Genomic DNA, 14,735 nt, shown 5'->3' on the forward strand with positions numbered 1-14,735 from the left:
TTTAGCGGTTGCTATAACTCAAATTCTTCACGTTCTTCATCCGTGTCGAAATCAATCTTTGCTCCTTGCACGTAGCGTAAAGCTTCGACTTGTTCCGCCAGGGTTTCTACTGTCGGTGCTTGAAAGAAGCTCTTCAAAGACAGTTCTACACCCAGGCTTTCTTGCAAACGAGTTATCGCTCGAATTGCTAACAAGGAATGCCCGCCTAAATCAAAGAAGTTGTTACGAATACCAACTCGTTCTATTCTCAGAATCTCAGCCCAAACTTGAGCCAATTCTTGTTCTATAGGTGTACGAGGAGCAACGTAGTTTAATTCTAGCTCTAGGTGATTTTGGCTCGGATTTGGCAATGCCCGACGGTCTATTTTGCCATTAGGAGTTAACGGCATTTCGCCTAAGAAGACGAAAGTTGGGGGCACCATGTAGTCAGGTAGTTTTGCTTTCAAAAAGCTCCGCAATTGCGGGATTAACTTATTGGATAATTTCTTCAGAGAGGGATTGGTTGCATAGCGGTTTAGAGGTAAGGTGGTTCTTCTTGCTTCTGGGGGAGGAGCGATTTTCAGCGCTGGGGATTTCTCTGAGGTACGTCGTTGAAAAATTGCCTCAAAGTAGCCATTTTTACTGCTGATGTCTGACCATTGTAGATTTACCGTATAGGGTAAACTCTCTTCTAAAGCCCACAAACTTTCAGGATGAATACCAGCGGGGATATTCTCTAAGGCAGCAGTTAAGTCTCCTACTGTGGGTAAGTTCTCCTGATTTCTGAGCAATTTTAGAGCTTGTACTTCTTTCTGAAGCCGACTGTTAGGAACTCTCTTGATGCAATACAAATCTGGCTGATTTTCCTCCAGAATTTTTTGTACTGCTTCGAGAGTTAATTGTTCGTCCTGCCAATCATGCCAGGTTGGTTCTACTACTGTTTGGGATTCTGGCTCGATGTAGAGGAATACATCGTAGTGAACTTGAGTTGTTTCATTGAGAATGTGACCCCGGCGCAGTTGAAATTCAACTCGACCGATCGCGGGAATTTGCTCTTCTAGGGCGTAAAAGAATCCCGGATCGATCATCAGTTCTTCTTCATTGGCAATGCGATTTTCTAGGGCTTTTTTGAATTCTTCCAGAGGCATTGAGCCAGGCGATCGCTTCAAAAGGTCGGCTACATGACAGGCAGCTAATAGCCCATAACCCTGTACGTCTCCCACATAAAGACATCCCCCTGGTTTGACTGTCTTTACCGCATTTTCCAGCACTCGCCACAGATAGTTAATATCTGGTAAATGCTGACTGACGGAATTCATAATTACGGTGTCAAAAGAGGCTATTTCACTCTCATCTAATTTGTCAGCTTCTCGGCAAGCGAGAGCGACTTGACTTAGGTTGACTTCAGGACTATTGACTGTTTTTCCTAGTTCCTGAATTACTAATTCTGCGTAATCTGTTCCTAAGAAATAGCTACAGTGAGGTGCAACTCTCAATAATATCTGACCGCAGCCGCAGCCAATTTCCATCGCCCGATCTGGTTTTAAGCTAAGAATCCGATCGATGGTGGGATTTAACCATTGTTTGACTTGTTCTTCTAAAGCGTCCATTTCATCAGCTTTAGTCAGCTTTGCTAAGTCATCTAACTGCCAATCCGAGTCGGCGTTTTCGATCAGAACTTGTGAGAGTCCCAGAAACAAAAAGGCAACATCATCTAATTGAGAGTTGGGCGATTTCCAATCTTTTGATTTCTGGTTTGAGAGATTTTCATAACCCGATTTGTAGAGGTCATCCCATTTTTGATGCCACTCTGCTACTTGTTCGCTACTAGCGTCAACTCCGGTTTCTGGATCTGCGATCGCGCTGAGATCTCCCGGTACCACATAGGCGACTAAAGCTTTCTCTCCAGGGACATCTTCGCGGGCTACTACTGCATTTTCTTGGACGGCAGGATATTGAGCTAAAACTGATTCGATCTCGCCTAGTTCAATGCGGAATCCGCGAACTTTTACTTGATTATCAATCCGGCCTAAATATTCGATATTGCCATCGGGTAAATAGCGGGCTAAATCTCCTGTTTTATAAAGGCGATCGCTACTTTGATTGCTAAAGGGATTAGCAATAAACTTTTCGGCTGTTAATTCGGGCCGATTCAGGTATTCCCTCGCTAAACCTGCACCGCCAAGGTGCAATTCCCCAGCTACGCCGATGGGAACTGGTTGTAAGTGAGAGTCGAGAATATAAGTTTGGGTATTGGCAATTGGACGGCCAATAGATGGCGGTTGTTTTGCTCCTTTTTCGACTAAGGTAAAGGTGGAATAGGTGGTATCTTCCGAAGGGCCGTAGAGGTTAAATAGCTGTTCGATACTCCCAGTTTCGTACAGCCGTTGCGCTAATGTTTGAGAAAGGGGTTCTCCTGCTAAGTTGACTGTTTTTACATTGGCAGGGATACCGATTCTTACTAATTCTGCGATCGCAGAGGGAACTGTATTCACCAATGTAACGGCTTTGAGTGCCGGTAAGCTAGGCAGGTGCAAGGCATTCTCTGCGACGATGACTTTGCCACCGCAGCTTAGAGGCACAAATATCTCAAATACTGAGAGGTCAAAGCAGATGGAAGTTGAGGCTAAAACTCCCGCTAGTTGTTGGGGTGAAAAGACGCTTCTGGCCCAGTCAATAAAGGCAATGGGACTATGATGTTCGATCGCGACACCTTTAGGTCTGCCTGTGGAACCGGAGGTGTAGAGTAAGTAAACTAAGTTAGCGGGCGAAGTCTGGTTTGTGGGGTTATTCTGGTTGTAGGATGCGATCGTTGGCCAGTCGCGATCGAGGCAAATGCGATTTGCCGCCGATGCCGGCAATTCTGCTAGCAATTTTTCCTCAGTTAAGAGCACGGAAATTTGTGCATCTTGAAACATAAATTCTAGCCGATCTTGAGGATAGGCTGGATCTAAGGGTACGTAAGCACCGCCTGCTTTTAAAATTCCCAACAATCCTATTAACATTTCTAGGGAACGATTGACGCAGATCCCCACTAGCACTTCCGGCCCTACTCCTAATGTTTGTAAATAGTGTGCTAGTTGATTAGCTTTGGCGTTTAATTCCTGATAAGTGAGTTGTTGGTCGTCAAAGATGGCAGCTACGGCTTCCGGTGTACGTTCTACCTGCGCTTCAAATAATTGGTGAACGCATTGAACTTGAGGTAACTCTTTTTGCGTCTGATTCCAAGCCGTCAAGATTTGCGCTTTTTCGTCTGCCGGTAAAATCGGAAGTTCGTAGATTTTTTGCTGAGGATCGCTGGCAATTCCTGCCAATAAAGTCTCAAATTCTTCCAGGCGACGGCGGATCGTTTCAGCCGTAAATAAATCAGTATTATACTGACATTCTAAGATCAGTTTGTCGCCCAAATCTACAGCATTGATGAACATCTCAAAATTCTCAGAAATTCTGGGATTCGAGAAAAATTCTGCCTCTAAACCCTCAAACTGAAGGCTATTACCCTTTAGAGGTTGATCGATATTAAAAATTACCGATACCAGGGGAATTCGACTGGGATCTCGCGGCAGATTTAATTGCTTGAGGACGCTACCAAAGGTCATTTGTTGGTGTTCGTAAGCGTCTAAAATTGCTGCTCTTCGCTGTCGCAGGTAATCGCTAAAGGGTCGATCGGGTTCGATTTCGGTTCGCAGTGGTAGTAAATTTACGCAATGACCTACCAGTTGGCTTTTATCGGCAAACAGTTGACCTGCGGTCGGCATTCCTACTACTAAGTCTGTTTGTCCCGATATCCGGTAGAGAAAGATTTCAAAGGCCGCAAACACGGTATTTACGAAACTACAGCCGAGCTTTGCGCCTGCGCGTTTGAGAGGTGTCACAACAGAGGCATTAATTTCCCAATCTTCCCGTAAAGAGTTGTAACTTCGGAAAGGGGGGCGCGATCGATCTATGGGAAGATCGAGGACGGGAACGCGATCGGCAAACTTTTCTATCCAGTAGTTTTCAGCGGCGCGAACTTCTGAGGAATTTGCTTGTTGCTGCTGTAATAATGCGTATTCGCTGAAGCGTTCGGGTACGGGTAAGTTAGGGGAAATACCTTGTTTTAAGGCTGAATAAATTGCGGCTAAATCTGGGATCATTACCCCCCATGACCAACCATCACAGATAATGTGGTGAGCAGTAATTGTTGTGAGGTGTTCTTGAGCTTGCAATTTGATAATTTGCACGCGCAACAGGGGGCCATGTTCGAGATTGAAAGGTTGCTCAACGGCTTGTCGCCGCAGCGCTGCAAGTTGGATTTTACGCTCTTGTTCGCTTAATGCTGATAAGTCAATTAAGGGAATTTCAAGGTTGAGGGATTCTGTGATACACAGGGTGGAGCCATCGGCACTTAAGGTAGTCCGCAGCGCTTCGTGTCTTTGCACAATTTCTTGAAAGGAAGAACGAAGTATTTCTAGATTGAGGGGGCCGCGCAACCGCAGGGATTGGGATTCATTAAAGGCACAATTTGCTTCATCTCCCATTTGTACAGATAGCCAAATTTCTTTTTGTGCTTCTGTTGCGGGTGCTGTCAGTAAGATCTCACCGCTAGCAAATGGGTCGAACTCAACAGCAGTTGCATTTAATTGTGAATGTAATAACTCGTTATTCATTTCTCAACTTTCAATAAATTGGCAACTTTCACAATCTAACATTTCTATTTTTATTGTAGTGGAGATTTAAAAATATCTCCACTAGCCGTTAACTATCTTGTCCCACTTAACCTTTCACTAGCAGTCATTAAAGAGCCCAAAACTGTTAAATAAGCTTCGATCATTCTCGATATGATCGGATATTTTTTTCTGCGACCGATCGTGCATTCCTTGATGAAAAAATTCCAGTTGGATTGACAAAGCTGATCGAAGGCGACTGAAATTGTGACTGTGAGCGATCGCGCCGTATGATACCAACCACAGGGAATAAACATGGTTTCACCGGCTGAGATGATTACAGTTGTTGGGGTTGCTTGAGCAAAAAGTGGGTATTTTTTAAGATCGGGATTGTGATGATTCTCAATGTCAGATAACCAAGGAGAGTCTTTCCGAGGGTAAAGATAAGGCTGCTGCTCTGGTGGAAATAGTGTAAATTCCTTTTCACCATAGACTTGGCTAATAAACGCATACAGGCCTAGGTAATCATAATGTAGGTAAGGAAATTCTCCGCCTGGCCCCCCAAAAAAAATTTCTAAATCATATAAACTATTCAAGCACACGCTAGGGATTAAGGGATTTGGAGTGCGATCGGGGATAGTAATGCTAGGTCTAGGAGTCACATAAGGTACTAATTCTGCAAATTCTTTCCGTAAGTCCATCTTCAAAGGATAAGGAGCGGGGTTGTCTTTGGTTGAATTTACCAAGAGATCCATCAAGTCCGCAACATTGTAAGGTTTCTCTCCAAGAACAATGATTCTGTCAGCAAATTTTTCCTTGAAAAATTCCGGTGTAAACTCTGTTGTTGCTCGCCAATCTTTTGAAAGATCCGTAATAATTACGGGTTTATTCGGATTGCGGTATTCGTCCACAAATTCTTGATGAGTTAGACCACTGCGGCGATCTACCTGCAACTTTTGTGTGGTTGTAGTCATAGTAAGTTTTTATTCCTTGTAGTCTCGATCTAAATAATGTAGTGAGTTTCTCTAACTGCGGAGCGGTTGAGAACAGCAAAGCATAACCTGTGTGTTTAGGGTGGTGACAGTCCACAAGATAGACAATACTCAATGTTCCCTATTGACAATAACACGATTAAAACGGTTATGTAAAGATAAACTCAGGAAAAAAGTTCCTGTACCTAGGTGAGAATGCTAATATTTTTTTTATAAACTTTTCTCTTTACTTATGTGTAGTTACCATGCTGGCTGCAAAGAAAATAGCCAGAAGGTAGTAAGGATAGGTATTGTAGCGATCTCTCCTTGTTAGTAAGACCTTTATCTACTAGACTTTTCTCTCAATAACGGCTTTACTAATTCTTTACAATGAGCCATATTCCTTAATAAAATCAACATATTTTGGAGGGCTTGGTTGTTAACAATTCTTAACTAGCGCGCTCCTTTTCGGTTAATAACAACTTATTATAATTAAGTCTGATATTATTATAGTTATACGTAAGTATTATTTCCTTAACTCTTCAACTCTTCTAGCTGCTTCTATCCTCCCTTGATCTTGAGGTCAATTACTGGATAGTTACCGTGAATTTGTCTGCTTTTGTAAGCTTGTCTTCATCTTGGAGTTAATTACTGGATAATTGGCGTAAGTTTATCTGCATCCGCAAGCGTTACCCAACAACAAAATACCCCCACCTAAAAAGGTGAGGGTATTTAACTTAATGGAACTGGGCAGAATCGAACTGCCGTCCAAAGCGGGTATTAGCTTCCCGATCGCTCACAGGTTTAGCCTATCTGATCCTCTAGGCGGGAACTATCCTTTGTCCCGGATTGTGGGATGCTCCGGTATGTTCTTTCCCAATTAGCCTACCAGAGGAAACTAATTAGGGCATCCGTTGGGGTTTTGTCTGTAATCCTTAACGGAGTCAAACTACAGACGCTCGAACCGTGTTATGGGTTATTAAGCAGCTACAGTAGCGGCTTTACGAGCAAAAGGTACAATGTTGTTTGCACTTATTGTTTGTTGAGCCCGGTATTTCCGAGAGAAGACTCACTCTCGACCTGCATCACGGAGTAGCGTTCGCCACCCTGTCGAAACCATTACAGCCCCTTGTTTGCATATATCTATATTAAACAATTCTCAGTGGGCTGTCAAGTCGGCTAGGGAAGAGGGGCTAGGGACTAGAGGCTAGGGAAGAGGGGAAATAGAGATTACTTCAAATGCAAAAACTTATCCAATGCAGCCACAACCGCAGGCGGCCAGCGGCGGATGGTTGCCACCCAATTTAGGTCTTTATAACGACTATCAAGCCCAACAGCCGCCACCCAATTACTCTCAGCTTCTCCATGCTGTCCCGTTTCCCAAAGGGCCGCAGTTAATGCTGCTCGCATATCAGCAAATTTCGGGTATCGGCGCACTAAATTTTTCATTGTGGTGATGGCTTCAGCAGTTTCGCCAGTTTGGTAAAGAGCGAGGGCGTAATTAGCACGGGCAAAGGCGTATTCGGGAGCTAAGTCAGCAGCTTTGCGGTAGTCTGCGATCGCCAAATCCCACTCTCCTAAACCTGCTTCTGCATTCCCTCGGTTATTGTAAGCTGCTGGATCTTCAGGGTCTAATTCTAGTACATGATTATAAGATGCGATCGCCTCTGACCACCGCCCCAAACCTTCTAAAGCCGTGCCTCGATTCAAATAAGGATCGGGAGCATCAGGAACCAATTCACTTGCTTTCTCATAGTCTGAAAGCGCCTCCTCTAGCTTATTTTGACTTACTCTAGAATTGCCGCGATTGCTCCAAGCTGGCGCAATTTCTGGGAACTTCTCAACAATCTGTGTCCAGAAACTCTCAGCCTTAGCAAAATCCCCCTTATTCGTAGCATCAAAAGCTTTCTGCACCAGTTCGCCTAATTCTTCCTGGGGATTAGCAACTTCTGGTGTTGAAGAAAGCGCGATCGCGTGAGTTAAATTACCCAACCAAGTGATTGCGATCACTAAAGTAACAGTCAAAGATGTCAAGATTAAGCGAATCATAGCGATTTCAGCAATTCAATTTTACTTAACTCAATTATTAACTTAAATTCTCTAGAATGAAGAATTTTTTCTAATTCAAACTCCGCTAAACTATAGTCAGCATTTACTATCGGCAATCAGGGGGTGGGATTGCGCTACTGCTATCACGACTCCCAGCCGCCTTTCCGTCCTCTACAATCTCGCTTGGCACTCCAGATTTATTTTCTAACTCTAAGAAGCCTGGTTACAGATTGAGAAGCATCAGAAGTATAGCCCGCCGCGCACGCAGGCGTAACTTAAAAATTCATGAACAGTAATTTAACTTCTGTGAAGCAATTAGCTTACAGAACTGTATTTATCTATGCCTTTTTCAGTAGCCTGTGGATTCTGCTTTCCGACACGGTACTAGGTAGTATGACCCATACCTCTGGGTTTTTTACCAACATACAAACCCTTAAAGGGTGGGTCTTCGTCCTACTTACCAGTGGTTTAATCTATGCTCTAATTCGCCGAAATTTCCACTCTCTCCAAGAAAGTTACAACCTCTTAGAGGCAATCATTGAAGGTACGACAGACGCGATCTTTATTAAAGACATTGAAGGGCGCTACCTGATGGTCAACTCCACAACTGCTCAGCTCTTAGGAAAACCAAAATCAGAAATTTTAGGCAAAGACGATCGGGATTTGTTCTCACTAGAAGCTGCTAGCCAATACCAAGAAAATGACCGCGCTATTATCGCGAGTGGAGAGACTCAAACTATTGAAGAATTTGGGATAATCAATAATATCAAGCGATTTTATATGGCCACAAAATACCTCTGCCGAGACAAGAGCGGCAAAACCATTGGCTTAATTGGCATCTCGCGAGATATCACTGAGATCAAACAGGCAGCAGAATTATTGCAAGAAACAAAAGAAAAATTGCAAGCTGTAGTTTCTGCTGCGCCACTGGCAATTTTTGTAACCGATCGCCATAATTATGTAAAAATGTGGAACCCAGCCGCAGAGAGAATTTTTGGCTGGCGGGAAACGGAAGTTTTAAACAGTCCCCTGCCCGTTATTCCACCTGAGAAACAGGAGGAATTTCGGACTGTGCGCGATCGCGTCTTCCAAGGTGACTCCTTGGTGAATTTAGAAGCTAAAGCAGTGAAGCGCAACGGCAGCGAGATCGATATTTCTCTTTCCCTAGCGCCTTTATACGACATTGACGGTCAGATCAACAGCATTCTATCAGTCATTGCTGACATCAGCGATGCCTACGGCGAGCTTCGCTTACGCAAACGTGCAGAAGAAGAGCGCGATCGCTTAATCGAGGAACTTCGACAACAAACCGAAGATTTGACAGCCCTTAACATTGTCACTAGCAACAGCATCAGCACCTTGAAACTCGAAGAACTACTGAACGTACTCTTAGAAAGAATTGTAAAAGTAATGAAGGCTGACAGAGTGACGATTTTGTTGCCAGGGGAAGGGGAAGCAGCTACTACGCTATGTGTACGCGCCAGCATTGGAGTTGAGGCCCGTATCGGCGATCGCAGTACCATCCCCATTGGAGAAGGCTTTCCCGGCATCATCGCCGCCACTAGAAAACCGCTGTATGTAGAAGATGCCCAAACTGACGGGCGGGTATGCACCGAGTATATTCAAGATTGCGGAATTCGCACCATGCTCGGCGTACCCCTCAAGCGCTACGACACTTTAGTAGGAGTTCTCCATGTAGATTGGTGTAGCATTCATCCTTACAGCGAGCGAGAACTACAGTTATTAGAAATTACTGCCGAACGCTGTGCAATGGCAATACTTAACGCCCAGCTATATCAACAAACCAAAGAATTACAAGAGCGCCTCCAGTTACAAATTGAGCGGATGCCGATAGGATATATTTTCACCGATCCAGAATCCCGCATTCAAGAGTGGAATCCTGCCGCCGAAACAATATTTGGCTTTAGCAAAGAAGAAGTTTTAGGTAGACATTACGAGATCGTAGTCCCTCCAGAAGTTCGCAACGAGATCGGAGATATTTTTCAGCAGCTATTTCAAAACGAACATACGAAGCAGAATGTCAATGATAACCTCACCAAAGCAGGTGAACTTATTACTTGTGATTGGCAAAATACAACGATAAAAAAAGAAGACGGCGCGGTAATTGGAGTGTTGTCAATGGTACAAAATATTACCTTGCAACAGCGGGCAGAAAAGCAGTTGTGGAAGTATGCTTTTTACGACCAAATTACTGATTTACCCAATCAGACTTTGTTTATAGCTTGGCTCAAACAGTTCGCCGTGCGATCGTTGCTCTCAGACGAAACGAATTTATTCGCCGTACTCTACCTTGACCTCAGCCGCTTTCAGCTCGTAAAATATAGCATGGGGCAGAAAATGGCGAAGGAATTACTATTAGCTGTAGCAGAAAGACTGCAAACTTGTCGTGCTGAAAGTGAGGAGTTAAAGCAGAGTCCTAAAATCAATAGTATTGCTCACGTTGGAGCAAACGAATTTGCGATCTTACTAGAAAATATTCAGGAAGAAAGGGATGCGATCGCGATCGTCGAAAACATTCAACATAAATTAAGCGCACCCTTCAAATTAGATGGTTGCGAAGTATTCACAGACTCCAGCATCGGCATTGTCTTGAGTTCTATTAATTATCAGCAACCAGAAGAGCTCCTGCAAGCCGCCGAAACTGCGATGAATCAATCCAAACTATTAGGGAAAAGCCACTATGCCGTCTTCCATACATCAATGCAAGAACGAGCTATGAGGCCTTTACATTTAGATGCAGATTTGCGACGAGCTTTAGAAAACAAAGAATTTCAGGTTTATTATCAACCTATTTTATCATTGGTTAACCATCAAATTATCGGCTTTGAAGCTTTAGTACGCTGGCTGCATCCCGATCGGGGTTTAGTTTCGCCTGCGGAGTTCATTCCCCTAGCAGAAGAAAGCAGTTTAATTATACCACTAGGTGCGTGGGTTCTCCGCGAAGCAACAAGTCAAATTATGGCATGGCAGCAAAAATTCCCTACTAATCCTCCTTTATCGATTAGTGTCAATGTTTCGGCAGTACAATTGGTTCAACCCTGCTTTATAGAGCGAATCGATCGGTTGCTAAAAGAGACAGGAATTAACCCTTTGAGCTTGAAATTAGAGATTACAGAAACGGCAGTAATGGAAAATGCCAAATCAGTAACAAATGTTCTGGAATACTTGAAAGAGCGGGGAATTCATTTGAGCATAGACGATTTCGGCACGGGGTATTCCTCCTTCTCCTATCTGCATACATTTCCTTTTGACACTTTGAAAATCGATCGTGCCTTTGTTAGCCGCATGAGTGTAGATCCTAAGAATTTAGAAATTATCCGTACTATCATCATATTAGCTCACAATTTAGGCATGGATTTGGTAGCAGAAGGAATAGAAACAAGAGAGCAGTTAAATCAATTGCAAGAGCTAAAATGCGAACATGGACAAGGCTATTTATTCTCTCGACCAGTAGATAGCAAAGCCGCCGAAAGATTGCTGGAAATGCAACTTAGTTCTGGAGCGTAAGTCCTGCTGTTGTTCGCGAGATGGGGGATGTTTGCCACCATTGGTGTCAACTAAAGCTCAAACCCCGCCAGGGACTAAAGTCCCTGTCTCAAAGATCAAGTCCTCTGAAGAGGACTGAAGAAATGGCATTAAACTCATTAGTCCTCTTCAGAGGACTTTAGTTATAAGAGGGGGACTTTAGTCCCTGGCGGATTAAGGGTTTGGCGTTAAGTTGACACGAATGGTTTGCCACTCCTCCCTTTCTACTAGAGTATGTACTTCCCAACTGGTGGAAGTATCGGGATAATCGCTACGATAATGTCCCCCACGACTTTCAGTCCGAAATAGTGAACTTTTGAGGATGAGATAGCCAATATCTAATAAATTCATGGTTTCGGCTGCTAGCTTTAATTGTTGTTCGGCTGTAACTAACTGAAATTGGATATTGTTGCTGGGAGATAAATTGAGGATATATTTACTAATCTCTAGATTTGCCAATTGAGAACGCCAAGCACTAACTTGAGCGATCGCCTCTGCTAGCAGAGACTGCGATCGACAAATCCCCGCACTATGCCACATCACTGTCGGTAACTTTTCTCTTATTAACTCTAATACCTCTATTTCCTGACTCCAGTCTCCCGCCTCGACTGTCCAAGATTTGACCTCGCTACTAGCGATCGCTTCCACTTCCAACTTTTGTAATTGTGCTGCAAAGACAATACATTCGAGTAAAGAATTACTCGCCAAACGATTAGCACCATGCACCCCTGTACTGGCAGTCTCGCCGATCGCATATAATCCCTTAATCGAAGTAGAAGTCATCAAATCTACCGCCACCCCTCCCATCCAATAATGCGCCGCAGGTGCTACGGGTATAGGTTGCTGGAAAATATCAATCCCCCACTGCTGACATTTTTGGATAATATTCGGGAAGCGATGGCGAATTTGTGCCGGTGCGATCGCTCGTAAGTCTAAATAAACATTAGCCGCCGCCGGATCGGCAGCAGTTTTCTCTAAATGGTTAAAAATCGCCCGACTCACCACATCTCGTGGTGCTAACTCTCCCTGGGGATGGTAGTCAAAAGCAAAACGCTTCCCATCAACATCTACCAAATGCGCCCCCTCTCCTCGTACTGCTTCGCTAATCAGAAAGTGAGGTGCGCCCGGTTGACTTAAAGCAGTGGGATGAAATTGCACGAACTCCAAATCCCGCATTACCGCTCCAGCCCGCCAAGCTAGAGCAACACCATCTCCGGTACTGACTGACGGATTCGTAGTTTTAGCAAAAATTTGCCCTCCGCCACCAGTAGCTAAAACCACTGCATTTGCTCTAAGCCACAGGATTTGATTTTGGTATAGCAGACTAATGCCTTGACAACAATGAGTTTCGGGATGTCGCCACAAACTCAAGGCGAGGGCTTGGGGTAATACCTGGATATTGGGCTGTTCTGATACTTTGGCAGTAAGGATATCAACGATCGCTCGTCCGGTGGTATCTTGGGAATGCAGGACGCGAGAGCGAGAGTGAGCTGCTTCTAGAGTTGTTGCTAGTTTGTTTTCTTTGCGATCGAAGGCTACACCAAGTTTTAATAAAGAAGCGATCGCTTCTGGAGCATTTTCTACGAGAAATTCTACGGCTGTGCGATCGCACAAACCCGCTCCCGCGTGTAAAGTATCTTCCAGATGTAGTTGTGGGGAATCATCATCTGCGATCGCGGCCGCGATTCCTCCTTGTGCCCATTTACTCGAACCGGTTCTCAGTTTGTCTTTAGTAACTAAGCCTACACGATAACGTTCTGGCAAACACAGACTAGCATAAAGTCCGGCTGCTCCCGATCCGACTACAATAACGTCAAAGTGTGATGGAATATTTAAGGATGACGAGTTCAGGGAGTTCAATATTTTCTCCAAATCTCAAAGAACTTTGTGGTTAATTTAAAGATATTCAACTCGTAGTATATTAGGTTATGGAAAAATTTACTTGTTCTTAAACTTTGTCAGAATTATCCATGTATGTTGCAGTTTGAGGATTAATACTTATTTAACACTTAATAGTAGAAGCCATTAGCCTACGACGCAATACGGTTCAGTTAACGCTCTGCGACGAATTTAATCTCACGATTTTATGGGAAATATAGTCATCTTTTAGAAGTCAGATTGTTCTTAAATGAACCGTATTGCGCCTGTCCCCTGCTAAGAAAAGGGGGAAAAGGAATACACTTTGCTATTGGGAGGGGCAAGAATATATCGCAATACATTTCAGTTAAGGCTATGCAATGATTAAAACAATAAATATAGAAGGATTCACGATCGGGACTAACTCCGGGACAACGTAATTCCGTCATTACGAAGGCGAGTGCTTGCGCGCAGCGCTTCGCAGTGAAGCAATCTCAAACCCTTATATATCGCTCCAATGCGTAAGCCCTAATTATGATTCCAGTACCTCTGTCTTTAACTTGTTTGGGCCGAAATTTTGAGATAGGCTTTTTCACGAGGCTGGGGTTTTTTCTTTGGCACTATTTATACTATATTTTCAAGTGCGGAATGTGGGATAAAACCTCTTCAGATATTCGGACACCCAGGCATATTATCTCAAAGCAGCAACCGTGCCAGACTGGGTAAAGCTTCACCATAGGTAGGATGGATGTGAACCGATCGCTCTAACAACTGCCAAGTTGCTCCCGCTTCCATCAGGGATAAAAATACATGAACCAGTTCAGCAGTTTCATATCCTACTAGGGTTGCTCCCAGGATTTTGTCTGTGTCGCTATCGATTATCATCCGATAAAACCCCAGATCATGCCCCCACTCGATCGCCCGCGCAATTTGGCTCATGGGTAACGTAACCGCACGCGCGTTGATGCCTTGTTTCTGAGCCTGTTCTAACGTCAACCCCACTCGCCCCACCTGGGGTTCTGTGTATACCGCATAGCCAAGAACGCGATCGCCTCGCGTCCGGTTTTCTCCACACAAAATAGCTTTTAAACGGCGATAGTCCTCCCATGAAACATGGGTAAAGGCAGGCTGTTTAGCCACATCTGCGATCGCATAAACACCAGCACAGGTGGTATGAAACTGGTCGTCAATTTTGACAAAGCCTTTATCATCTAACTCAATCCCGCTAGCGGCGGCATTTAATGCACCTGTATTGGGTTTGCGTCCGATCGCAACTAGCAAAGCTTCTCCCTGAAGTTGTTCGCCATTGCTCAGCATCAGATTAAATACATTATTCTCATAGGCAACCTGATTTACATTCACCCCAAAATGGAGCTCAATTCCATCCTGCTTGAAGGCTGCTGCTAAGACCTCGCTAACATCAGTTTCTTCTCGATCTAAAAGGCGTGAGCCCCGCACAATTAAGTGAGTCTGACTGCCCAAACGCGCCAATCCCTGCCCTAATTCCAAGCCAATATAGCCCCCTCCAATCGCCAATAAACGGGCGGGTTTGGTCTTCAAGTCAAAGAAGTTGCGGTTGGTCAGATAGGGAGTTCCTGCCAAACCGGGAATCTCAGGAATCAGCGATGACGTACCCGTGTTAATAATTACCAGAGGAGCCTGAACGGTGACATCCCCACCTTTGACC

The 14,735-nt window shown here is 44.3% G+C and carries 6 protein-coding genes and 1 other RNA gene; 1 reads left to right on the forward strand and 6 read right to left on the reverse strand.

The window, feature by feature from the left end; all coding sequences use genetic code 11:
- Positions 1-11 precede the first annotated feature (11 nt).
- The 4 genes from PN499_RS04790 to PN499_RS04805 all read right to left on the reverse strand — a co-directional run bounded on the left by PN499_RS04790 (position 12) and on the right by PN499_RS04805 (position 7,645).
- Positions 12-4,628 (reverse strand): non-ribosomal peptide synthetase, encoded by a 4,617-nt coding sequence (locus PN499_RS04790; protein WP_272030541.1) that lies wholly within the window; start codon positions 4,626-4,628, stop codon positions 12-14.
- A 92-nt stretch (positions 4,629-4,720) separates the two neighbouring features.
- Positions 4,721-5,599 carry a cupin-like domain-containing protein gene (locus PN499_RS04795; protein WP_272030542.1) on the reverse strand — a complete coding sequence of 293 codons (879 nt, stop codon included), beginning with the start codon at positions 5,597-5,599 and terminating at the stop codon, positions 4,721-4,723.
- Positions 5,600-6,334: 735 nt separating this feature from the next.
- Positions 6,335-6,725: a transfer-messenger RNA gene (gene ssrA, locus PN499_RS04800) on the reverse strand.
- 101 nt (positions 6,726-6,826) lie between these two features.
- The gene (locus PN499_RS04805; protein ID WP_272030543.1) at positions 6,827-7,645 is read right to left on the reverse strand and encodes a tetratricopeptide repeat protein; all 819 of its coding nucleotides are present in this window, start codon (positions 7,643-7,645) and stop codon (positions 6,827-6,829) included.
- Between the two features lie 285 nt (positions 7,646-7,930).
- Between PN499_RS04805 and PN499_RS04810 the strand changes: the two genes are divergently transcribed.
- Positions 7,931-11,173: a sensor domain-containing protein gene (locus PN499_RS04810; RefSeq protein ID WP_272030544.1), complete on the forward strand. Its 3,243-nt coding sequence runs from the start codon at positions 7,931-7,933 to the stop codon at positions 11,171-11,173.
- Positions 11,174-11,365: 192 nt separating this feature from the next.
- On the opposite strand, the gene nadB is transcribed toward PN499_RS04810, so the two are convergent.
- Together nadB and PN499_RS04820 are read right to left on the reverse strand one after the other, a co-directional pair.
- Positions 11,366-13,051: an L-aspartate oxidase gene (gene nadB, locus PN499_RS04815; protein ID WP_272030545.1), complete on the reverse strand. Its 1,686-nt coding sequence runs from the start codon at positions 13,049-13,051 to the stop codon at positions 11,366-11,368.
- Between the two features lie 693 nt (positions 13,052-13,744).
- On the reverse strand, positions 13,745-14,735 hold a 991-nt coding region (locus tag PN499_RS04820), incomplete at its 5' end, for an FAD-dependent oxidoreductase (RefSeq protein ID WP_272030547.1).

Source organism: Kamptonema animale CS-326 (assembly GCF_028330895.1).
Classification (GTDB): domain Bacteria; phylum Cyanobacteriota; class Cyanobacteriia; order Cyanobacteriales; family Microcoleaceae; genus Kamptonema; species Kamptonema formosum.